This window comes from Ostreiculturibacter nitratireducens (genome assembly GCF_032670585.1).
Classification (GTDB): domain Bacteria; phylum Pseudomonadota; class Alphaproteobacteria; order Rhodobacterales; family Rhodobacteraceae; genus Ostreiculturibacter; species Ostreiculturibacter nitratireducens.
The window spans coordinates 883571-905713 of the sequence record NZ_JAVQHL010000002.1; the positions used below are offsets into that span (position 1 = coordinate 883571).

Below are 22143 nucleotides of genomic sequence, written 5' to 3' on the forward strand. Positions count from 1 at the left end.
CTCAGGCCCTTGCCCTCTCTGCCCCTTCGGCGATCGCTTGGCGCAGTTTCTTCTCCAGCGCCTCCTGCCGCGATTTCGCGTGCAGTTTCAGGCCGAACATGTCCTTGACGTAGAACGTGTCCACGACCTGCGCCCCGAAGGTCGCGATCACGGCCGAGGCGATGTAGATGTTGTTGTTGGCGAGCGTCCGGGTGAGGTCGTAAAGCAGCGCCGGACGGTCACGGGTATCGACCTCGATGATCGTGTAGATCTCCGAGCCCTCGTTGTCGAAGGTGATCGATGTAGGGAAGGTGAACTGTCGTTCCCGCTTCTTGATCTTGTCTCGGTCCTTGAGCGCCTCGCGGGCAACTACCTCGCCCTTCAGCGTCTTGCCGATCATCGAGCGCAGCTTCGGGATCCGGTCGGATTCGTAGGGGTGGCCGTCGGCGTCCTGGATCCAGAACACCGCGGTGGCGTAGCCGTCCTTCGAGGTATAGGTGCGCGCGTCCACGACGTTCGCGCCGACAAGCGCGAGGGCGCCGGCGAGGCGCGAGAAGATGCCCGGGTGGTCCGCCAGCGCGAAGCAGGCGCGCGTCGCGTCGCGGTCGAGGTCCGGCTTGATGTCGATGCGGATCTCGTCGTCGGGAAGGTCACGCAGGAGATGGGCGAAGACGACCTGCGTTTCGGTCGACAGACCCTGCCAGTAGGGCGCGTAGTGCCGCGCTGTCTCGCGGCGGAGATCCTTCGGGTCCCAGTCCGCGATGGCCTCGCGGAAGGCCCGCTTCGCCTCGTTCTCCCGCTTCTCCCGGTTGATGCTTTCGAGCCCCGCCTCGAGCGCCTCTGCCGTCTCCGTGTAGAGGCGGCGCAGCAGCATGGCCTTCCAGTTGTTCCATGTCCCAGGACCCACGCCGCGGATGTCGCAGACCGTGAGCACGGTCAGCAGGTCGAGCCGCTTTTTCGTCTTCACCGCCTTGGCGAAGTCCCTGAGCGTCCGCGGGTCGGACAGGTCCCGTTTCTGGGCCATGTCGGACATCAGCAGGTGGTAACGCACCAGCCATTCGACGGTCTCGCATTCCTCGGCGGTCAGCCCGAGGCGCGGCGCCACCCGCCGCGCGATCTGCGAGCCCAGGACGGAATGATCCTCCGGTCGGCCCTTGCCGATGTCGTGCAGCAGAAGCGCGACGTAGATGACCTTGCGGTTCACGCCCTCTTCCAGGATGCGACTGGCGATGGGTAGTTCTTCCACCAGTTCGCCGCGCTCGATCTGGGCGAGGACGGAGATGCATTGGATGATGTGCTCGTCCACCGTGTAGTGGTGGTAGACGTTGAACTGCATCATCGCGACGACGGGCTCGAATTCCGGCAGGAATGCCGAAAGCACCCCGAGTTCGTTCATCCGGCGCAGCGCGCGTTCCGGGTTCCCGTGCTTCAGAAGCAGGTCGAGGAAGATCCGCACGGCCTCGCTGTTCTCGCGCATGTCGTCGTCGATGACGTCGAGGTTCGCAGCGATGAGCCGCATCACGTCGGGGTGGATGAGAAGGCCGGTCCGCAGGCCCTCTTCGAAGATCCGCAGGATGTTGAGCTTGTCCGTGAGGAACTCCGCCCCATTCTCGACCGTCAGGCGGTTCTGCTCGATCCGGTAGCCTGGCCGGACGCGGGAGCGGCGGCGCAGGATTCGCTGCAGCATCGTCTCGCGCATCAGGTGGCGCGCTTCGAGCGCGGTCAGGAAGATGCGGGTGAGTTCCCCGACGTGCGTCGCATGCCGGAAATAGTCCTGCATGAAATGCTCGACCGCGCGGCGACCGCCCTTGTCGACGTAGCCCATCCGCGCCGCCACCTCGACCTGCATGTCGAAGGTCAGCTGATCCATTGGGCGCCCGGTGATCAGGTGCAGATGGCAGCGCACCGCCCAGAGGAAATCCTCTGCCTGGTGGAAGCTCTGATGTTCCTCCTGCGTGAAGACGCCGATGCCCACGAGTTCGGCGGCGCGCTTCACGCCGTGGATGTATTTCGCGATCCAGTAGAGCGTCTGGAGGTCCCGAAGGCCGCCCTTGCCCTCCTTGACGTTGGGTTCGAGGACGTAGCGCTGTCCGCCTTGGCGCTTGTGCCGTTCGGCCCGCTCCGAGAGCTTCGCTTCGATGAATTCCGGGCCGGTGCCCTTGAAAAGCTCGGAACGGAGGCGGCCGCGCAACTCGCTCGCAAGCTCCGCGTCCCCGGCGACGAAGCGGTGTTCCAGAAGCGCGGTGCGGATCGTCATGTCCTCTCGGCCGAGCCTGAGGCAGTCGCCAACGGTCCGGCTCGAATGCCCGACCTTCAGCTTCAGGTCCCACAGGATGTAGAGCATCGATTCGATGACGCTCTCGGCCCAGGGCGTGATCTTCCAGGGCGTGAGGAACAGCAGGTCCACGTCCGATTGTGGCGCCATCTCCGCCCGACCATAACCGCCGACGGCAAGAACGCTGAGTCGTTCCGCCTCCGTCGGCGTCGGCAGTGGGTGGAGATCGCTCGTGGCGACGGTGAACGCGCCGGTGACGACCTCGTCCGTCAGGGCGGCAATCGCCTCCACGGTTTCGCGGGCGCTTCGCGGGTGCTTCAGGAAAGCGACCTCGATACGGGCCAGACCCTCGCGGCGGTGGTCTGCCAGCACGCGGACGGCGGCGGCGCGGACGTCCTTGGTATCGGACAGCCCTTCGAGAGCTGCCCGAAGCCGGCCATCCAATCCTTCGGTCAGCGGCAGGTCCATCGCGGCGGGATCAGAACCCGGCGCCGCCAAAGTTTCTCGGGGCGGGGTCAATCACGAACACCTGGTTGTTGCGGATCTGCGCGACGGCAAGGCCACGCTCATTCGTGCCGTCGGGCAGGAGGCGGAACACGCCGTTGACGCCCACGAAGCCGGAGCCTTGCGTCAGCGCGGACCGTGTCAGGGCGTCCGGCTTCCCGGCCTTGACCAGCGCGCCGATCGCCGCGATGCCGTCATATGCGAGGCCGGCGATCGGGTGCGGCGGCTCGCCATATGTGGCCTGGAACCGGGTCTGGAACTGGCCGTTGAGCCCGGGATCGGGCAGCGCGAACCAACCGCCCTGCACACCCGGCAGCGACAGCGTGGCCGGCGGAATGTCCCAGCGGGTCAGGCCGATATACTTCACGGAGTCGGGGTTCACCCCAGCCTCCGGAAGCATCTGCGCAAGGAGCGGCAGCGCACCGGCCGTGTCGGCCGTCAGGAAGAGGGCGTCGGCGCCGCTGCTCCGGACCTGCGTGGCGATGTTCGGAACCGCCGACACCACGCCTTCTTGCGAGAACTGGTAGGCAACGGCGCCCGCAAGGCGCGCGGGTGAACGCGATACCGCGGTTTCGATCGCACGGCGGCCGACTTCGCCAGCCGTGGTGGCATCATGCACGACGAGGATGTTTCGCTTTCCCTGCCGCGCCGCGTAGGAAACCAGCCGATTGGCCGTATTCTCGAACGTCGGTCCCAGAACGAAGACGTTGCCCCCGGCGATGTCGGCGTTGTTCGAGAAGGACAGGACGTTGACGTTCCTGCTCGCGACCGCGATGCCGACGGCGTTCGCGGCTTCGGCGAAGACCGGGCCGAGGATGATCTTGGCGCCCTCGTCGACGGCCCTCACGGCCGTCTGCGCCGCCATGGCGGGGCTTGCACCCGTGTTGTAGACGCGCAGGTCGATCTGGACCCCGTCGAGATCCGAAATCGCCATCTCCGCCGCTTGCCGCAGCGCGCGGGCGATCACCTCGTCGCCGGAATTGCCCGAACCGCCGGGCAGGAGAAGCGCGACCGGAACCGGAGCGCGCGTGTTGATCGCGGGGCCGTTGTTCCCCGCCGGCACGCAGGCGGCGAGCCAGACAGCGGACAGCAGTACGAGAATCTTCGGCAGCGGGTTGCGGGCGAACTGCAAAACGGCAAACATCCGGGTATCCTCTTCCCTGGCTACGGGCGGCGGGCGCACGGCGGCAAATCGTCAGCGACCCTAAGCGCTTCGCGGTCGTAAGTAAACTTGGCAGACACGCATGAACAGCACGATCGGCGAAGCGAAGCCCATCGTTTCGGCCCTGGCCCCAGGCCTTTATTTCGTGGCGACGCCGATCGGCGCGGCACGCGACATCACCCTTCGCGCGCTGGACATCCTCGCCTCGGCGGACGTCCTTGCCGCCGAGGACACGCGAAGCCTGCGGCACCTCATGGACATCCACGGGATCGCGCTCGGGGACCGGCCTCTCATCGCCTACCACGACCACAACGGCGAAGCGGTGCGGCCACGGCTCCTGCGGCTGCTGGCGGAGGGCAAGTCGCTCGCCTACGCGTCGGAGGCGGGAACGCCCCTTGTCGCGGACCCTGGCTATCAACTGGGCCGTGCCGCCATCGAGGAAGGACACAAGGTCATCGCCGCCCCCGGCCCATCGGCCGCGCTGGCAGCCCTCACCGTGTCAGGCCTTCCTTCCGACCGTTTCCTTTTCGCCGGTTTCCCGCCCCCCGCGGCGGGTGCCCGCGCAAGGTGGCTGGCGGAAATCGGCGAGGTTCCCGCGACGCTCATTCTCTACGAGAGCCCCAAACGCGTTAGCAGTTTGTTGACGGATCTCGCGGCAAGTCTGGGGGGCGACCGTCAGGCCGCCGTCTGCCGCGAATTGACGAAACGATTCGAGGAGGTCACCCGCGCGACGCTGGACGAACTCGCGGCGGCTTTCGCCGACCGCGCGGTCAAGGGCGAGATCGTGGTACTCGTGGACCGGGCGCGCGGCCGGAAGGCCGACGCCGAAAGTGTGGAGGAAGCTCTGAGGAAGGCGCTGAAATCGATGTCGGTGAAGGATGCCGCGTCCGAAGTGGCCGCAGCCCTGGGCCTGCCAAGGCGCGAGGTCTACCAGACAGCTCTCAAGCTCTCGGCCGAGGAATGACAGGCGAAGTCGGTTATCGCGCCGGCCTCGCCGCGGAAGACCAGGTCGCCGCGCGATACGAACGCATTGGGTGCGCAATAGCGGCCCGACGCTGGCGCGGCTCGGGCGGAGAAATCGACATCGTGGTGAGGGATGGCGATTCGATAGTCTTCGTCGAGGTGAAGAAGAGCCGCACCTTCGCAGGGGCCGCCGAGCGGCTTTCGCGCAGGCAGATGGAACGCATCTGCGCCACCGCCAGCGAGTTCATCGCGAGGGAGCCGCGCGGGCAGGCGACCGAGGTGCGCTTCGACGTGGCGCTGGTCGATGCGGCCGGAAGGATCGACATCGTCGAGAACGCCTTCGGCCAGTTCTGAACGCCGCGCCGATTGCATCCGCCGCGCCCCTGCGCCATCAAGGCGAAAACAGGGGGCATGCATGGGCCTGAAAGTCGCTTTCCAGATGGACCCGATCGGCGCGATCAACATCGACGCCGACAGCACCTTCCGCATTGCGCTCGAGGCGCAGGCGCGGGGGCACGAACTCTTCTTCTACACGCCGGACCAGCTTTTCTTCCGCGAGGGCCGGGTGCTCGCTCGTGGCAAGCCGCTGACGGTCCGCCGCGAGTACGGCAATCACTTCACGCTCGGCGAAGAAGCCGAGGTCGACCTCGCGGAGTGGGACGTCGTCTGGCTGCGGCAGGACCCGCCCTTCGACATGGGCTACATCACGACGACGCACCTGCTGGAGCGCATCCACCCGAAGACGCTTGTCGTCAACGACCCGTTCTGGGTCCGGAACTACCCCGAGAAACTTCTCGTCCTGAATTTCCCCGACCTGACCCCGCCGACGCTCATCGCGAGGGATCTCCTGACGATCCGGGCCTTCAAGGCCCTTCACGGCGACATCATCCTGAAGCCTCTCTACGGGAACGGCGGCGCGGGCGTGTTCCGCCTCGATCCCTCGGACCGCAACCTCGCTTCTCTCCACGAACTCTTCACCGGCATGAGCCGTGAGCCGCTGATCGCGCAGAAATTCATTCCCGCGGTCGAAAAGGGCGACAAGCGCATCATCCTCGTCAACGGCGAGCCGGTCGGCGCGATCAACCGGGTGCCGGCCATCGGGGAAACGCGGTCGAACCTTCACGTCGGAGGGCGACCCGAGAAGATCGGCCTCACCGACCGTGACCAAGAAATCTGCGCCCGTATCGGCCCGCTGCTGCGGGAAAAGGGCCAGATCTTCGTCGGCATCGACGTGATCGGCGACTGGCTGACCGAGATCAACGTGACCTCGCCCACGGGCATCCAGGAACTCGAACGCTTCGATGGCGTCAATGCCGCCGGAAAGATCTGGGAAGTGATCGAAGCCAAGCGGGCGGGTGAGGGGTGAGCCTGCGCGCGGCGGCAACGACCATTGCCCTTCGGAGGTTGGCGAAGCCGCTCCTCGCCCGAATTCAGGATCCGGGCTTTGCGCGTTCGAGCTTCGAACTGGCTGCCCGATTCATCTTCCGCCCCGCGCCGAATGCGCTCTACCTTCCCGCGCCGCCGGGAGCGAACGCGGGGCTCTGGATTTCTTCCGGTCGGGTCGCGCCGCGCCGGGTCATCCTCTATCTGCACGGCGGCGCCTACATCGCGGGAAGCCCGCGCACCCATCGCGAAATGATCGCGAGGATATCCCGCCGCTCGGGGTTGCGCGTCTTCGCGCCCGATTACCCGCTCGTGCCGGAAGCCGTCGCGCCGGCGGCTTTCGACGCGGCCCTGTCTGCCTGGCGGGGACTGGTCGCGATCGGCTACCGTCCGAGCGACATCGTGCTGGGTGGTGACAGCGCGGGCGGAGGACTTGCGCTCGCGCTCCTCGGTCGGCTCTGTGCGGAGGGCACGCCGCCCGCCGGGCTCTTCGCGTTTTCGCCCTGGACCGACCTCACGCTGTCCGGCCGTTCCCTTCAGGCGAACGCCGCCAAGGACCCACTACTGCCGGCGGCGCGCGTCGCGGAGATCCGCGATATGGTCATCGGCTCTCTCGCGCCCGAGGACCCGCGCATATCCCCCGTGTTCGCGCGGTTCCCCGGCTGCCCCCCGGTCTTCCTCCAGGCATCGGAGTCCGAGATCCTCCGCGACGACACGCTTCGGATGGCGGAGCGCCTGAAGGCGGAGGGCGCGCGCGTGACGGTCGATCTCTGGCCTCCCTTGCCGCATGTGTGGCCGATCCTGTACGGCCACATTCCCGAGGCCGCCCCGGCGCTCGACCGGATCGCGGCGTTCCTGCGCGGTCTCACGCCTCTCGCGCGGTGACGAGGCGATAGCTGACCGCTTCCGCGACGTGGGGCTTCCGGACACTTTCCGACCCGGCCAGGTCAGCGATCGTCCGCGCGACCCGCAGCACCCGGTGATACCCCCGCGCCGACAGGCCGAACCGTTCCGCCACCCGGATCAGGAGTTCGCGGCCCTCGGGGTCGGGCGTCGCGATCTGCTCCAGCGCCGCGCCCTCGGCATCGGCGTTGACGCGCGCCGTGGGGTGGTCGCGGTAGCGGGCCGCCTGTACCGCGCGCGCCGCCGCGACACGCGCCGCGACCGTTGCCGAGGCATCGCCGGATTCGGGCAGATCGAGGTCGGTGTAGGCGACCGGCGGCACCTCCACCCGCAGGTCGAACCGGTCCATCAAGGGGCCCGAGATGCGGCCGAGGTAATCCTCCCCGCAGTTGGGCACCCGCGCGCAGGCCCTCGCGGGATCGGTCAGGTATCCGCATTTGCAGGGGTTCGCCGCCGCCACCAGCAGGAACCGGCAAGGGTAGCGCACATGGGCGTTGGCGCGTGCAACGACGACCTCTCCGGTTTCGATCGGCTGGCGCAGCGTCTCCAGCACGGCGCGCGGGAATTCCGGGAATTCGTCCATGAACAGTACGCCGTTGTGGGCGAGGCTGATCTCCCCCGGCTTCGCGCCGCGCCCGCCCCCGACGATCGCGGCCATCGAGGCGGTGTGGTGAGGTTCCCGGAACGGCCGGCTGCGCGAGATGCCGCCTTCGTCAAGAAGTCCCGAGAGTGAATGGATCATCGAGGTTTCCAGCGCCTCGACCGCCGACAGGGGCGGCAGGATCCCCGGCATCCGGGCGGCGAGCATGGACTTGCCGGACCCCGGTGTGCCGACCATCAGGAAATGGTGTCGGCCGGCGGCCGCGATCTCGAGCGCCCGCTTCGCGCGTTCCTGGCCCTTGACGTCGCGCAGGTCGCGCGACTGTGGGTCACGTGTCACCTCTCCGGGCAGGGCCGGGGAGAGCGGCGACTGGCCCGTGTAATGCCGGATCACATCCGCGAGCGTCGCCGCGGCGAAAACCGGCGTCGCGCCGACCCAGGCCGCCTCTGCCCCGCAGGCTGCCGGACACAGAAGCTGACGCTCCTCCTCCGCCGCCGCCATGGCGGCGGGAAGGGCACCGATCACCGGAACAAGGCGACCGTCGAGCGACAGCTCCCCCAATGCGACGGTTGCCTCCACGTCCTCGCGCGGCACGATGTCGAGCGCCGCGAGGAGGGCGAGCGCAACCGGCAGATCGAAGTGCGACCCCTCTTTCGGCAGGTCGGCCGGGGACAGGTTCACCGTGATCCGCTTCGACGGCAGCGCGATCGCCATCGCCGTCAGGGCAGAGCGCACGCGTTCCTTCGCTTCGCTGACGGCCTTGTCCGGCAGCCCCACGATGGTGAAGGCCGGGAGTCCGGCCGTCACCGCGCACTGCACCTCGACGATCCGCGCCTCAACGCCTTCGAAGGCCACGGTATAGGCCCGCGCCACCATCCAAGTCTCCCGTTCACCTTGGTTAACGGGTAACGGGCCAATGGTTTAGGAACGGTAAATTACCATGAACTGAGGCCAGGCCTCCGGGTCGGCCAGCGTCTTGTCGCGGCAGAAGGCGTTGCAGAACCCAAAGACCCGGCCACCGGCCTCGAGAAAATGCGTGACGGGCTTGCCGGAATAGGGACATTCCGCGTTGACGGACGGGCCGTCGCACGCCCGCGCTGCCATCGCTTCAGGACCGGGCCAGGGACGCTCGGGGTAGGGTTTGCGGTAGAAGGATTGCTCGAAATGCTCCGCCCAGCCCATGGCCCGCCAGCGCCGGAAGGCCGGATCGGCCAGATGTGCGGAGACATAGGCCGCCGCCTGTGCTTCGACGGGAAGGTTGTATCCCGCGATCCGGGCCGCCACAGGGGCGAAGAAGGCGTCCGCCGCCGTGTACCGGCCGAAGAGCCACGGGCCGTCCGCCCCGTGCCGCGCGCGGGCATGGGTCCACAGCGCCTCAATCCGAGCGACATCGGCCAGGACCTCCGGCCGGGGCGCACTTTCCGAATAGCTTTTGGCCAGGTTCATCGCGCAGTCGTTCCGAAGGTTCGTGAATCCCGCATGCATCTCGGAGCAAAGCCACCGCGCCGAAGCCCGCGCCTCCGCGTCTTCCGGCCAGAGCCCCGCCTCCGGGTGACGCTCCGCCAGCGTCTCGGCGATGGCGAGCGTCTCGGCCACCACGTAACCCTCGGGCACACGCATGGCCGGCACCATCCGCGCCGGAGCGAACTCTGCCATCAGTCGCGAAAAGTCAGGCGAATAAAGCCTTCCTGTGCGCACCCGCACAGGGATCCCGAACTTGACGAACAGAAGCCAGCCACGCAGCGACCAACTGGAATAGGTGCGGTCGCCGATCGCGAGGTCATACATGGGCGCAACTCCTTGAGGTTTCGCAAGAAAACTTAGCCGCGCAACAACTGTTGCGCACATGATGTTTCGTTCGGCGATACATCACCGAAAGCGATGATGCCGCGCGTCCGGCGGTCGGAAGCCTTGGAAGAAAATGAACTTTTCCGTGATCCGGGTGCAATTGCCAGCCGTATCGAAGATACTGAAAGGGCAGAGAGCCTTGTCCTGAGCCAGAGAAACTGGGGGGTTGGAATGGCACTCGATGGATTTTCTGAAAACACCCTGCCCCGGCAGGCGATGCGCGCAGAACTGCTGGACGCGGAAACCGAACTTGAACTTGCCTACGCCTGGCGGGACCGACGAGACGAAGCGGCGCTGCACCGTCTCGTGACCGCCTATATGCGGCTCGCGATCTCGATGGCGGCCAAGTTTCGCCGCTACGGCGCGCCGATGAACGACCTGATCCAAGAGGCCGGCCTCGGGCTGATGAAAGCCGCCGACAAGTTCGATCCCGACCGGGGTGTGCGGTTTTCCACCTACGCGGTGTGGTGGATCAAGGCATCGATCCAGGACTACGTGATGCGCAACTGGTCGATGGTGCGGACGGGGTCCACCTCCGCCCAGAAGGCGCTGTTCTTCAACCTTCGTCGGGTCCAGGCCCGGCTGGAACGGGAGGCCGACGCTGCGGGCGAGACGCTCGACGGGCACCAGTTGCGTGAAAGGATCGCGCGCGAGGTTGGCGTTCCGCTTGCCGATGTCGAGATGATGGAGGGGCGCCTTGCCGGCTCGGACTACTCCCTGAACGCGACGCAGTCGGCAGAGGATGAGGGTCGCGAATGGATCGAGGCGCTCGAGGACGAGGGCGAGCAGGCGGCCGAGAAGGTCGAGGCGGAGCACGATACGGAGACCCTTCGCGGCTGGCTCGTCGAGGCGATGGAGGCGCTGACGGACCGCGAAAGATTCATCGTGACTGAAAGGAAGCTTCGGGAGGAGACGCGGACGCTCGAGTCGCTCGGGCAGGAACTCGGGCTTTCGAAGGAACGCGTCCGTCAGCTGGAAGCGGCTGCCTTCCAGAAGTTGCGCAAGCAGCTGGAGGGGCGGTCACGCGAGGTCAGGGCGCTTCTGCACTGAAGAAACGGAAGCGGCGCACCGTTCCCAGAGAGGCGGCTTGGCCATCAGCGATAGATGTGGCCTCCGAGGTATTTCGACCCGTTGTCGCAGCCGATCGTCACAACCCGCTTCCCTTTCCCGGCCTCCCGGGCCAGCTCGATCGCGGCGACGACGTTGAGCCCGGTCGATCCTCCGCAGAAGATGCCGACCTCGCTCGCAAGTCGCCGGCACATGCCAAAGCCGAGATCCTGGTCGATCGCCCTGATGTCGTGCAGCAGGCTTCGGTCCAGGAATGGAGGCTCGAACCCGACACCGACGCCTTCCACCCGGTGCGGGCCGCCCTTGCCGGTCGTGAGCAGCGGCGACTGCAACGGCTCGAGCGCGATGACATGCGGCTCGAGCCCCTCTTTCCGCAGTGCATCGGCCATCCCCATAAGCGCGGCGCCCGTTCCCACAGCAGAAACGAGGACGTCGATCCCGCCGTCGAGGTCGGCAGCTATCTCTTGCCCCATCGGCTCGTAACCCTGCCTGACATCGGGCGATCCGAACTGGTCGGCGTAATAGCTGCCCGGCTCTCCGGCGAGGGCAAGCGCGCGCTTCTTCATGCGCTGGATCAGTTCGGGCGTGATTGCCCCTCCGTCGCTTCCCTCGACCAGAACCTCGGCCCCGAATGCCTCCATCGCCTTGCGCTTGCTGTCGGAGAATGCGTCCGAGAAGACCGCGGTGAACTTCAGGCCCAGAACGGACGCGACGAAGGCGAGCGCCGTGCCGGTGCTGCCGCCCGTGTATTCCACGATGCGGTCTCCGGGGCGAACGTCGCCGCGTTCGAGGGCGCGGCCGAGGACCGAGATGGCCATGCGGTCCTTGTATGATCCGGTCGGGTTTCCGCCCTCCAGCTTGATCCAGATCTCGGCCCCGTCTTCGGGTTCGAAAGATTTCAGCCGGACCAAGGGCGTGTGGCCGATGGTCTCGAGAACGTTCGTCGCAAGCATGCTGGTCCCCTTTCTGTCCGGCCGTCTGGCTTGCTCATACGTTACGCGCGTTTTGCCGAACGGTCACGCCGCGCGGGGTCCGAGGTTCCGCGCACGCAACAGGAGCCAGAGGCAGAAGGCGCTTTCCGCGAGCAGAGGCAGCGCGTAGGCCGGGGCGAAGGCCCCCGAGGCGTCTGGCGCGAGGAAGGTGAGCACGCTGCCGGTCAGGTAGACCGGGCCGGAGGCCCCGATGGCCAGGCCGATCGCGCGGGGAAGGAAGCCCGAGCGGTAGATCAGAACGCCGGTCACAAGGCAGTTGATCCCGAAGAAGACGAGGCCGAGGTCGTAGCCGTGGCTCTGCGCTTGAAGTGAGAGCAGCGCGAGGGCGTCCTGCTGTCCGGGTGCGAAAGCGGAGGTGGGCGCATCGAGGATCAATAGCGCCTCGTGCTGGTTCATCAGGTTCGCGCCGAGGATCGCGGTCTGGATCAGGCGGAAGGCCGCCGCGAGGAACGCGAGGGTCTCGCTGACCGGGCGGAAGATCAGGAACAGAAGGATGGCCAGGGCCGCGTCGCTGACCGTCATCAGGACATCCGCGGCGAAGCTCGCCTGGAACAGGCCCGTTGCAGCGCGGATGTTCGCCGCCGTCGCGGATGCGTCGCCGGGAACGACGAGGGAGGCGCGGGCGAAGCCTTCGCTCCAGACACCCGCGACGATAATGACGAGGTAGAGAGCGCCGGCGACGCGGGCGAGGTTGGGTGTGGGGCGCGTGTCAGTCATGGCCATGTCCCTTTCCTTGGTTCGCCCGAGAGAATGATCCATGCGAGTTAGCAATAGAATTGCCTTAATCTGTTCTTCTGATATGCATTAATGCATGGATTGGCGGGCGGTGACTTTCGACTGGAACCGGGCGCGGGCTTTCCTCGTTACGGCGGAGGAGGGCTCGCTGTCGGCGGCGGCGCGCGCGCTCGGCATGACCCAGCCAACGCTCGGGCGTCAGGTCGCGGCGCTGGAGGAGGAACTGGGCGTCGCTCTTTTCGAACGCGCGGGCCGCGGGCTCGAACTCACGCCCGGGGGCGTCGAGCTTCTGGAGCATGCCCGCGCGATGGGGGAAGCGGCCGGGCGCATTTCCCTCGCTGCGTCGGGGCAGTCGCGGTCCGTCGAGGGGATTGTCACGGTTGCCGCGAGCGAGGCCGTGGCGGCTTTCCTTCTTCCCGGGATCGTCGCGAAGCTGCGGGCGCAGGCCCCTGGGATCGTGGTGGAGGTCATCGCCTCGAACGCGACACAGGATCTGAGGCGGCGCGAGGCGGACATCGCCGTCCGAAGCTTCCGGCCGACGCAGCCGGGGCTCATCGCGCGGAAGCTGCGCGATGTGAAGGCGCGGCTCTACGCGTCCGATGCCTATCTCGAGCGGCTCGGGGAACCGAAAGGCCCGGAGGATCTGTCGCGCGCCGAGTTCATCGGCTTCGACACGACGGATGCGCTGATCCGCGCGCTAAACGGGCTCGGGCTTGAACTGGGGCCGGAGAACTTCCCCATCCTGTCGGAAAACCATCTCGTGCAGTGGGAGATGGTGAAGGGTGGGCTCGGGATCGGGGTGATGCCCGAAGAGATCGGCGAAGCGGAGCCTTCGGTGCGCCAGGTGCTGGCGGCGCTCAGGCCGATCGTCGTGCCCATGTGGCTCGTGTCGCACCGGGAACTGGCGACGAGCCGGCGCGTGCGGCTCGTCTTCGACCTGCTGGCCGAGGCGCTGCTCTAGCGCCTTTCGGGCGGGTCGGTGAGGACGATCACGAGGGTCGAGCCAACGATCCAGACCGCGAGCATCGCGAAGGTCGCGATCCTGCCGGAGGAGAGCCCGCCGACATACCCGCCGAGCCCGGCGACGAGGCCGATGGCTCCGACGAGGCCCTGGAGTTCGCGGCGTTTCTTCTTGAGGTTCATGCAATCCTCCGGGATCGACAATGCCGGGCCTGGCCGTCAGGCGCATTGATTTGCATCAGTCCAGGGACCCCGCTGGTCGGGCGTGGCGCCGCCCGCCGGGGTCAGGCGCCTTGCCACGCGCCCTTCCGGACCCTAATCCTTCCATGAAGGAGCCGGAGGGGCCATGCTGGCGGGCAAGCGCATATTGTTGATCATCGGCGGCGGGATCGCGGCCTACAAGGCGCTGGACCTGATCCGGCGGCTGAAGGAGCGCGGCGCCTCGGTCACGCCGGTCCTGACGCGGGCGGGCGAGGAATTCGTGACGCCGCTGACGGTGGGGGCCCTGGCGGGCGAGAAGGTGTTTCGCCATCTCTTCGACCTCACCGACGAGGCCGAGATGGGCCATATCGAGTTGAGCCGCGCGGCCGACCTCGTCGTCGTTGCGCCCTGCACGGCGGACATGATGGCGAAGATGGCTGGGGGGCACGCCGACGACCTCGCCTCCACCCTTCTCATGGCGACCGACAAGCGGGTGCTGATCGCGCCGGCGATGAACGTGCGGATGTGGGAACATCCCGCGACGCGGCGGAACCAGTCGGTGCTCCTTGGCGACGGGGTCCTGACCGTGGGGCCGAACGAGGGCGAGATGGCCTGCGGAGAGTTCGGCTTCGGTCGGATGGCGGAGCCGCTCGAGATCGTGGCCGCGGTCGAGGCGGCACTGGGCGAAGGGCCTCTCACGGGCCGGCACGTCCTCGTGACCTCGGGGCCGACCCATGAGCCGATAGACCCGGTGCGCTACATCGCCAACCGGTCTTCCGGCGCGCAGGGCACCGCGCTTGCAACGGCGCTGAGGGATCTGGGCGCCCGGGTGACATTCGTCACGGGGCCGGCAAGCGTTCCGCCTCCAGAGGGCGTGACGGTGGTGAAGGTCGAGACGGCGCGGGAGATGCTTGCGGCGGTCGTGGCTGCCCTGCCGGCGGACGCGGCGGTTTTCGCGGCGGCGGTGGCGGACTGGCGCGTAGCCAATGCCGCTGGTTCGAAGCTCAAGAAGGACGGTTCCGGCAAGGCGCCCTCGCTCGAGTTCGCGGAGAACCCCGACATCCTCGCCACCGTGAGCGCGATCAAGGAGCGGCGACCCGGGCTCGTGGTCGGCTTCGCCGCCGAAACGGACGATGTCGTGGCCCATGCAACGGCCAAACGGGCGCGCAAGGGCTGCGACTGGATCGTGGCGAACGACGTTTCGCCCGGGACCGGGATCATGGGCGGCTCCGAAAACGCGGTCACGCTGATCACCGAATCGGGGGCCGAGGAATGGCCCCGCATGGCCAAGGACGAGGTGGCTCGACGCATCGCGACCCGAATCGCGGAGGCTTTGGCATGAACGGCTGGCATTCGGGGGCGCCTGACGGCAGGACCTGCCGCGGGGCAAAAGGGGGCGCGAGATGGTTCCGGTGATCCAGATTCTCTGGGAAGACTGGGCCGACCGGTCGCTGCCCCTGCCGTCCTACGCGACAGCGGGTGCGGCGGGTGCGGACGTTCGCGCCAACCTCCCGCCCGGCGTGCGAGGAGAGGGGATCGTGCTGGAGCCGATGGAGCGAGCGGTCGTCCCCACCGGCATCCGGATCGAGATCCCGCCGGGTTTCGAGGTGCAGATCCGCCCGCGCTCCGGGCTCGCCCTGAAGCACGGGATCAGCCTCCCGAACACGCCCGGCACCATCGACAGCGATTATCGGGGGCCTCTCGGCGTGCTTCTCATCAACTACGGGCACGAGCCCTTCCAGATCGGGCACGGCGACCGCATCGCGCAGATGATCGTCGCGCCGGTCGTTCAGGCGCGGTTCGAGGTGGCCGAGGGGCTTTCGGATACGGACCGGGGCGAGGGGGGCTTCGGCTCCACGGGGCGGTCATGACGGTTCTTCTGGTGGCGCTGGCGCTGATCGCGCTGGGCCTTCTTCTCCGGCTGCCGGTGCGCGGGATCGCGGCGATGCTCGGGCTTCTCTGGCTCGCGGTGGTGCTGGCCCATCTCGTTCTGCCGGAGGCAAGCCCGCTTCTTGAGGCGCTGGGCGGGACGCTTCAGCACTGGCTGGCGCTGGGCGTCGTCGTGGCCGCCGCGCTTGGCTATCGCGAGATCCTTGGCCGTCTCCGGGCGCGGGCCGCGGCAGTGGCCGAGACGCCGAAGGCGGGCACTTTCTCCGACGCGGAGCTTGACCGATACGCGCGCCACATCGTCCTGCGCGAAGTGGGCGGCACCGGGCAGAAGAGGCTCAAGGCGGCGAAGGTTCTCGTCGTCGGTGCGGGCGGGCTCGGCTCACCCTCGCTTCTCTATCTAGCGGCGGCCGGCGTGGGGCTGATCGGGGTGATTGATGACGACGAAGTGTCGAACTCGAATCTTCAGCGGCAGGTGATCCACACGGACGCGCGGATCGGGCAGCCGAAGGTCTTCTCCGCGGAGGCGGCGATGAAGGCGCTCAACCCGTTCATCGAGGTGCGGCCATATAACCGCCGCCTCGAAAAGACGGAGGCGGAGGCGCTTTTCGCCGAGTACGACCTGATCCTGGACGGGTCGGACAATTTCACGACGCGCTACCTCGTCAACGCGGCTGCCGTGGCGGCCGGGAAGCCCCTCATCTCGGCGGCGATCACGCAATGGGAGGGCCAGATCAGCCTCTACGATCCGGCCCGCGGGGCGCCCTGCTACGCTTGCGTCTTCCCTGAACCGCCCGCGGCGGGTCTCGCGCCGGCCTGCGCGGAAGCGGGCGTGATGGGGGCGCTGCCGGGGGTCGTGGGCGCGATGATGGCGGCGGAGGCGATCAAGGAAATCACGGGCGCCGGCGAAAGCCTGCGGGGCCGCATGATCATCTACGACGCGCTCTATGGCGAGAGCCGCGTGATGAAGCTGAAGCGGCGCGCGGACTGCGCCGTCTGCGGCGGGGTGTGAGGCGGATTGCCACCGAACCGCCCGCGGCGATGTTCCCGATAGTATGACAGGTGGGCTGGAAGTCACCGTCGCGGGCGCCTAGCTTTCGCGGAAAAGGGAGAAAGCGCATGGCCAATCCGCTTCTGGAAGACTGGACGGGTGAGTTCGGGATGCCGCCGTTCGGGCGGATCGTAGACGAGGATTTCGGACCGGCCTTCGAGGCGGGTCTTGAGGAAGCGCGGGCGGCGATCAGGGAAATCGGGGAAAGCCCCGAGGCGCCGACCTTCGCCAACACGATCGCGGCTCTCGAACTGGCCGAGAAGACGCTCGACAGGGTGGCGGGCGTGTTCTTCAACCTCGCGGGGGCGGATTCCAATCCGGCGCGGGAGGCGATGCAGAGGGAACTCGCCCCGAAGCTCGCGGCGTTTTCGTCGGAGGTGACGATGAACGCCGCGCTCTACGGGCGGATCGCTGAGCTTTGGGAGCGGCGCGACAGCTTGGGGCTTGCGCCCGAGGAGGCGCGTGTGCTGGACCTCTACCGGCGGATGTTCGTCCGCGCGGGCGCCGAGCTTTCCGGCGAGGCGCGGGAGCGGATGGCGAAGGTGAAGGAACGACTTGCGGTCCTGTCGACGCAATTCTCGCAGAACCTGCTTGCGGACGAGCGCGACTGGTTCCTGGAACTCGAGCCCGCGGACCTCGACGGCCTGCCGGGGTTCGTCGTGGACGGCGCGAAGGCCGCGGCGGAGGAGCGGGGATTGCAGGGCCATGTCCTGACCCTCAACCGGTCGCTGATCGTGCCGTTCCTCCAGTTCTCCCCCCGCCGGGACCTGCGGGAGAAGGCCTATGAGGCCTGGGTGGCACGAGGCGCGAACGGAGGCGAGACGGACAACCGCGCGCTCGCGGCGGAAATCCTCAAGCTCAGGGAGGAGCGGGCGCGGCTTCTGGGATACGGAAGCTTCGCGGAATACAAGCTCGAACCCGAAATGGCGAAGACGCCCGCCGCGGTGCGCGACCTTCTGATGCAGGTCTGGCGCCCGGCACGGGCGAAGGCCGAGGCGGATGCCGCAGTGCTGGAGCGGATGATGCACGAGGACGGCATCAACGGCCGGCTCGAGGCCTGGGACTGGCGTTACTACTCCGAGAAGCGGCGAAAGGCCGAGCACGACCTCGATGAGGCGGCGGTGAAGCCCTACCTGTCGCTGGACGCGATGATCGGGGCGGCCTTCGAGACCGCGAAAAGGCTCTTCGGGCTCGAATTCCGGGAACTCGACTCAGCCCTCTACCACCCCGATGCACGGGCCTGGGACGTGACGCGGAACGGCCGGCACATGGCTGTCTTCATCGGCGACTACTTCGCGCGGGCCTCGAAACGCTCTGGCGCCTGGTGCTCGGCGTTCCGGTCGCAGAGGAAACTCGGCGGAGAGGTTCGGCCCATCGTCGTGAACGTCTGCAACTTCGCCAAGGGGGATCCGGCGCTTCTGTCCTGGGACGATGCCCGAACGCTCTTCCACGAATTCGGGCACGCGCTTCACCAGATGCTGTCGGACGTGACGTTCTCCTTCATTTCCGGGACCTCGGTGGCGCGCGACTTCGTGGAACTGCCGAGCCAGCTTTACGAACACTGGCTGGAGGTGCCCGAGGTGCTGGAGCGCCATGCGCGGCACTGGCGGACGGGCGAGCCGATGCCGGAGGACCTGCGTGACAGGCTTCTGAAAGCAGCGACCTATGACCAGGGCTTCGCGACGGTCGAATACGTGGCCTCCGCGCTGGTGGACCTCGCCTTCCACGAAGGCGCGGCGCCGGACGATCCGATGGCCGTGCAGGAGAAGGTCCTGGCCGGGATCGGCATGCCTCATGCGATCCGGATGCGGCACGCGACGCCCCATTTCGCGCATGTCTTCTCGGGTGACGGCTATTCTTCGGGTTACTACAGCTACATGTGGTCCGAGGTGATGGACGCGGATGCCTTCGCCGCCTTCGAGGAAGCCGAGGACCCGTTCCACCCGGAAATCGCCGAAAAACTTGAACGTTACATCCTGTCGGCCGGCGGGTCGGAGGAGGCCGAGGCGCTTTACCTGAAGTTCCGCGGACGGATGCCGGGGGTCGAGGCGCTTCTGAAGGGCCGCGGGCTGCACGACGCGGCGTAAGACGCGGCGATCAGGTCTCCCGGGCGACGTCCTTGTGAATGATGACGTCGCATTGCGGGTAGGTCGCGATGATCTTGCGGCGGAGCGCGGCGCCGATGGCATGGGCGTCGCGCAAGGGCAGGTCGCCGTCGAGTTCGATATGCAGGTGGACGAAGATCCGCGACCCGGCAGTGCGGGTCTTCAGGTCATGGAACCCCTGAACGCCAGGGAAATCACTGGCGAGCGCGGCAATGCCCTCGATCGTTTCGCGGTCGGCGCTTCGGTCCATCAGCGCGTCCCAGGCGCCCCGGCCGATGCGCAGCGCGCCTGTGGCCAGCATGAGCGCTGCGGCGAGCGCGACGACGCTGTCGATGTTCTGCAGGCCGAAGCGGGCGGAAGCCCAGAGCGCAGCGATGGCGCCGAGGCTCGGTAACAGGTCGCCCATGTAGTGCAGAGAATCGGCCGCGACGACGCGACTTCCTGTCTTCCGCGCGACGCGCCGCTGCCAGAGGACGAGTGCAAGCGTGAGAGCGACAGATGCGACCATCACTGCGATCCCTTGATGCTCCGCTGCGAGGGGCGGTGGCGTCTCGGCGAGAAGCCGGGAGACCGCAGCCCAGGCGATGACGCCGGCGGAGACGATAATGAACAGGGACTGGCCGAGGGCGGTGAGGTCCTCGACCGAGGTATGGCCGAAGGCATGGTCCTCGTCCGCGGGCCGAGCCGCGTAGATGATCGCGGCAAGGCCGGCGGCGGACATCATCAGGTCAAGCGCGCTGTCGGCAAGCGAGGCCGCGACGGAGAGCGACGACGTGGCGCCGAGCGCCCAGAGTTTCAGCGCGACGAGAGTCACCGCCACGGTGACGGAGGCTAGACCCGCCGAGAGGTTGAGGCCGATACCTGAAACGCGGTCTGACATGGGAGAGTCCTATTCCCGGACCTCGTCCGGGTCCACGCCCCAGAGCGCGGTCTTCGGAACCCAGCCCTTCTGGCCGCCGGCGCTTATCTGGCACCAGAGCGGATCGCAGGCGCCGAGCCGCGCGATGGCTCCCTGTTCCGCCTGTGCCATGACCGGCGTTCCGGGATCAGGCTTGAGGTGGAGTTCGGCGAGGTCTTCCGTCACGACGACGGTGCGAACGCCCGAGAGCAGCGAATAGTGCACCCAGCCTCCCTGACCCTCGCGGTCCTCGACCCTGCGCCAGTGGCCGTATTCGGCCGTAAGCCGCAGCGGCATGCTGGGATGGCGAAAGACCCAGTCGATCCGGTGGGAAAGGCTCGGGCCGCGGCGGGCGTTGCCCTCGGAGGTCTTGAGCGACACGAAGCGCGGCAGGGGCAGGTTCGTCACGGGACCGCGCGCCGGCTCCTCCGCCGCGGCGGCCGCGCCGGTCAGGAGACCCGCAAGCGCGAGCACCGCCAGGAAATTGCCAATGAAACGCAACCGCACGACTCTTGCCTCGATGTCTCGCATTCGGGGCTTGTAGCCTGCCCCGTTCGCCCCGTAGTTTGCCAGTGACCGTTCCCGGTTGGAAGTGAGGAGGCGCATCGAATGGCTGCAGCGCGGCTGAGTGTTGTCGTGACGCGACGGTTGCCGGAGGCCGTCGAGACGCGGATGAAAGAGCTCTTTGACGTAGAGCTGCGCGACCCGGACACGAAGATGAACCGCGAGGAACTGGCCCAAGCAATGCGGCGGGCCGATGTCCTGGTGCCCTGCGTCACCGACCAGATCGACGCAAACCTGCTGGCCCAGGCCGGGGAAAAGCTGAAGCTGATCGCCAACTACGGCGCGGGTGTCGACCATATCGACGTGCAGTCGGCGCGGCAGCGCGGGGTTCTCGTTTCGAACACTCCGGGCGTCGTGACCGAGGATACGGCCGACATGGCTCTGGCGCTGATTCTCGGCGTCGTGCGGCGCATCCCGGAGGGGCTTCAGGTCATGCAGGCCGGAGAATGGCAGGGCTGGGCGCCCACGGCCTTCATGGGCGGGCGTATCGCCGGCCGGCGGCTCGGCATCCTCGGGATGGGCAGGATCGGCCAGGCCGTCGCGAAGCGCGCCCGCGCCTTCGGGATGCAGATCCACTACCACAACCGCAAGCGGCTCCGGCCCGAGGTCGAGGAGGAGCACGAGGCCACCTATTGGGAGAGCCTCGACCAGATGGTGACCAGGATCGACATCCTGTCGATCAACTGCCCGCACACGCCGTCGACCTTCCACCTGCTGAACGCGCGCCGGCTGAAGCTCATGAAGCCCACGGCGGTGATCGTGAACACCTCGCGCGGCGAGGTCATCGACGAGAACGCGCTGACGCGGATGTTGCGCGCGGGGGAGATCGCGGGCGCGGGCCTCGACGTGTTCGAGCACGGACACGAGATCAACCCGAGGCTCCGCCAGCTTCCCAACGTCGTCCTCCTGCCGCACATGGGCTCCGCCACCGTCGAGGGGCGGATCGAGATGGGCGAGAAGGTCATCATCAATATCAAGACCTTCGCCGACGGGCACCGGCCGCCGGATCTGGTCGTGCCGAGCATGCTCTGAGGCTCGGCCGCGCCGCCCCGATATGGGGCCAGCGCGTCCATATTTTTTCCACGGTTTCCTGTCATACGTTGTGCGTAGTGATTATGGAGTGACCAGTGGGAAAGTTTTTTGCGGTTCTGTTTGCGTGTATTCTGGCCCTGACATTCGTCGGCCTGGACTACCTTCTCGCCCGCCAGGCCAAGGCCGGCGTGGACTATGGCTTCACCGAGCATCTCAACTTGCGCAGCGGCGGGCTGACCGAGTCGGTCTTCCCGCCCGAATTGGCGGACATGTTCCCGCCCGTTCCGGAGGGCTGGACCGTCAAGACGGCCGACGCCACCGACCTCGCGCTGGTCACGGGCCGGCCGGTCTCGGACGTTCCGGCCGATCTGCAGGGGCAGATGGACGCCCAGGCGACTGCGCTCAAGGCGCTCATGCCGGGCCTCGAGATGGAGCGGCGGACTTACCAGGAAGGCAACGACACTATCCTGGTCGAGTTGATCCTCGTGCCGGCCGAAGTCATGCAGGGGCCGGGCGGAGACGCGCTCGACGCCCATTTCGACATGGCCAATCAGATGGGCGAGCCCGAGTATTTCGGGATGCTCCATGGCGTCGTTGTCGACGAGAGGCCCGTGACGCCGGAAGGCGACGTCCGTAGTCTCACCGCGCGTATCGGGCGGCAGGTCCATCTCAACGTGATGACGAATGCGAGCGACCGTCGCACCTTCGAACTCCTTGCGGGGCTGGACATGACCGGGCTGAGCCGGATGTCCGCCGAGCCGGTCGAGGGGCTGGACAAGGGCCGCTTCCACCTGGCTTCGGATCCCGCAGCCGGTCCCGCGATCGAGGAGGCGCTGGGGCTTTCGCCCGTGGGCGATGCGACCGGCGGGCCGAAAGTCGGCTTCAAGAGAGCCGAGGCCGGTTTCGGTCAGACCTGTGGCAGCCGCGCTGGCGGCAAGTTCTGCAGCATCACCGGCTCCGAATAGGAAGAGTCCATTAGGCTTTGTGGGCAGGCGGCCGCCGATGGCGGCCGCTCGCCATATTTCCTTGCCC

Annotated in this window: 21 protein-coding genes; 12 read left to right on the plus strand and 9 right to left on the minus strand. The window is 67.3% G+C overall.

The features are described from left to right. Position 1: 1 nt before the first annotated feature. On the minus strand, positions 2 to 2722 hold the full coding sequence (locus tag ABCN56_RS11655) for a [protein-PII] uridylyltransferase (RefSeq protein ID WP_343080962.1): 2721 nt from the start codon (positions 2720 to 2722) through the stop codon (positions 2 to 4). Between the two features lie 10 nt (positions 2723 to 2732). Beyond that, entirely contained in the window at positions 2733 to 3902 is a 1170-nt protein-coding gene (locus tag ABCN56_RS11660) for a penicillin-binding protein activator (RefSeq protein ID WP_343080963.1), read from the minus strand. A gap of 100 nt (positions 3903 to 4002) precedes the next feature. Here ABCN56_RS11660 and rsmI point away from each other — a divergent pair, with 100 nt between their 5' ends. The 4 genes from rsmI to ABCN56_RS11680 all read left to right on the plus strand — a co-directional run bounded on the left by rsmI (position 4003) and on the right by ABCN56_RS11680 (position 7151). Continuing rightward, positions 4003 to 4884 (plus strand): 16S rRNA (cytidine(1402)-2'-O)-methyltransferase, encoded by an 882-nt coding sequence (gene rsmI, locus ABCN56_RS11665; protein WP_343080964.1) that lies wholly within the window; start codon positions 4003 to 4005, stop codon positions 4882 to 4884. Then, a complete protein-coding gene (locus ABCN56_RS11670) occupies positions 4881 to 5237 on the plus strand; it encodes a YraN family protein (protein WP_343080965.1) in 357 nt (118 codons plus the stop codon). Before rsmI ends, ABCN56_RS11670 begins: the two co-directional genes overlap by 4 nt. A 61-nt stretch (positions 5238 to 5298) precedes the next feature. Next, a complete protein-coding gene (gene gshB, locus ABCN56_RS11675; RefSeq protein WP_343080966.1) occupies positions 5299 to 6249 on the plus strand; it encodes a glutathione synthase in 951 nt (316 codons plus the stop codon). 38 nt (positions 6250 to 6287) lie between these two features. After that, positions 6288 to 7151, plus strand: coding sequence for an alpha/beta hydrolase fold domain-containing protein (locus ABCN56_RS11680; protein ID WP_343080967.1), 864 nt, complete (start codon positions 6288 to 6290; stop codon positions 7149 to 7151). Here ABCN56_RS11680 and ABCN56_RS11685 read toward each other — a convergent pair. Together ABCN56_RS11685 and ABCN56_RS11690 are read right to left on the minus strand one after the other, a co-directional pair. After that, positions 7132 to 8646, minus strand: coding sequence for a YifB family Mg chelatase-like AAA ATPase (locus ABCN56_RS11685; RefSeq protein WP_343080968.1), 1515 nt, complete (start codon positions 8644 to 8646; stop codon positions 7132 to 7134). The two genes, ABCN56_RS11680 and ABCN56_RS11685, sit on opposite strands and share 20 nt — an antisense overlap. 45 nt (positions 8647 to 8691) lie before the next feature. Further along, positions 8692 to 9558, minus strand: coding sequence for a glutathione S-transferase (locus ABCN56_RS11690; RefSeq protein ID WP_343080969.1), 867 nt, complete (start codon positions 9556 to 9558; stop codon positions 8692 to 8694). A gap of 231 nt (positions 9559 to 9789) precedes the next feature. Between ABCN56_RS11690 and ABCN56_RS11695 the strand changes: the two genes are divergently transcribed. Further along, the gene (locus ABCN56_RS11695) at positions 9790 to 10668 is read left to right on the plus strand and encodes an RNA polymerase factor sigma-32 (protein WP_343080970.1); all 879 of its coding nucleotides are present in this window, start codon (positions 9790 to 9792) and stop codon (positions 10666 to 10668) included. Positions 10669 to 10712: 44 nt separating this feature from the next. Here ABCN56_RS11695 and ABCN56_RS11700 read toward each other — a convergent pair whose 3' ends face one another. Both ABCN56_RS11700 and ABCN56_RS11705 read right to left on the minus strand, forming a co-directional pair. Beyond that, positions 10713 to 11639, minus strand: coding sequence for a PLP-dependent cysteine synthase family protein (locus ABCN56_RS11700; protein ID WP_343080971.1), 927 nt, complete (start codon positions 11637 to 11639; stop codon positions 10713 to 10715). A 63-nt stretch (positions 11640 to 11702) separates the two neighbouring features. Next, positions 11703 to 12401, minus strand: a complete 699-nt coding sequence (locus ABCN56_RS11705; RefSeq protein WP_343080972.1) for a DUF4386 domain-containing protein — start codon at positions 12399 to 12401, stop codon at positions 11703 to 11705. Between the two features lie 88 nt (positions 12402 to 12489). Between ABCN56_RS11705 and ABCN56_RS11710 the strand changes: the two genes are divergently transcribed. After that, a complete protein-coding gene (locus ABCN56_RS11710; RefSeq protein WP_343080973.1) occupies positions 12490 to 13374 on the plus strand; it encodes a LysR family transcriptional regulator in 885 nt (294 codons plus the stop codon). Here ABCN56_RS11710 and ABCN56_RS11715 read toward each other — a convergent pair. Next, positions 13371 to 13556, minus strand: coding sequence for a hypothetical protein (locus ABCN56_RS11715; RefSeq protein ID WP_343080974.1), 186 nt, complete (start codon positions 13554 to 13556; stop codon positions 13371 to 13373). The two genes, ABCN56_RS11710 and ABCN56_RS11715, sit on opposite strands and share 4 nt — an antisense overlap. Before the next feature lie 163 nt (positions 13557 to 13719). On the opposite strand from ABCN56_RS11715, the gene coaBC reads away from it, so the two are divergent. The 4 genes from coaBC (at position 13720) to ABCN56_RS11735 (ending at position 18599) form a co-directional block, all read left to right on the plus strand. Continuing rightward, a complete protein-coding gene (gene coaBC / locus ABCN56_RS11720; RefSeq protein ID WP_343080975.1) occupies positions 13720 to 14916 on the plus strand; it encodes a bifunctional phosphopantothenoylcysteine decarboxylase/phosphopantothenate--cysteine ligase CoaBC in 1197 nt (398 codons plus the stop codon). A gap of 61 nt (positions 14917 to 14977) precedes the next feature. Then, positions 14978 to 15445 carry a dUTP diphosphatase gene (gene dut / locus ABCN56_RS11725; protein ID WP_343080976.1) on the plus strand — a complete coding sequence of 156 codons (468 nt, stop codon included), beginning with the start codon at positions 14978 to 14980 and terminating at the stop codon, positions 15443 to 15445. Beyond that, positions 15442 to 16473 carry a HesA/MoeB/ThiF family protein gene (locus ABCN56_RS11730; protein WP_343080977.1) on the plus strand — a complete coding sequence of 344 codons (1032 nt, stop codon included), beginning with the start codon at positions 15442 to 15444 and terminating at the stop codon, positions 16471 to 16473. The genes dut and ABCN56_RS11730 overlap by 4 nt, the downstream gene beginning before the upstream one ends. Positions 16474 to 16580: 107 nt before the next feature. Then, the gene (locus tag ABCN56_RS11735) at positions 16581 to 18599 is read left to right on the plus strand and encodes a M3 family metallopeptidase (protein ID WP_343080978.1); all 2019 of its coding nucleotides are present in this window, start codon (positions 16581 to 16583) and stop codon (positions 18597 to 18599) included. A 10-nt stretch (positions 18600 to 18609) separates the two neighbouring features. Here ABCN56_RS11735 and ABCN56_RS11740 read toward each other — a convergent pair whose 3' ends face one another. After that, positions 18610 to 19497 carry a cation diffusion facilitator family transporter gene (locus ABCN56_RS11740; protein ID WP_343080979.1) on the minus strand — a complete coding sequence of 296 codons (888 nt, stop codon included), beginning with the start codon at positions 19495 to 19497 and terminating at the stop codon, positions 18610 to 18612. A gap of 9 nt (positions 19498 to 19506) precedes the next feature. Next, entirely contained in the window at positions 19507 to 20046 is a 540-nt protein-coding gene (locus ABCN56_RS11745; protein WP_425466108.1) for an SH3 domain-containing protein, read from the minus strand. 78 nt (positions 20047 to 20124) lie between these two features. Here ABCN56_RS11745 and ABCN56_RS11750 point away from each other — a divergent pair, with 78 nt between their 5' ends. Together ABCN56_RS11750 and ABCN56_RS11755 are read left to right on the plus strand one after the other, a co-directional pair. After that, on the plus strand, positions 20125 to 21111 hold the full coding sequence (locus tag ABCN56_RS11750) for a 2-hydroxyacid dehydrogenase (protein WP_343080981.1): 987 nt from the start codon (positions 20125 to 20127) through the stop codon (positions 21109 to 21111). Between the two features lie 95 nt (positions 21112 to 21206). Beyond that, positions 21207 to 22076: a hypothetical protein gene (locus ABCN56_RS11755; RefSeq protein ID WP_343080982.1), complete on the plus strand. Its 870-nt coding sequence runs from the start codon at positions 21207 to 21209 to the stop codon at positions 22074 to 22076. Positions 22077 to 22143 lie beyond the last annotated feature (67 nt).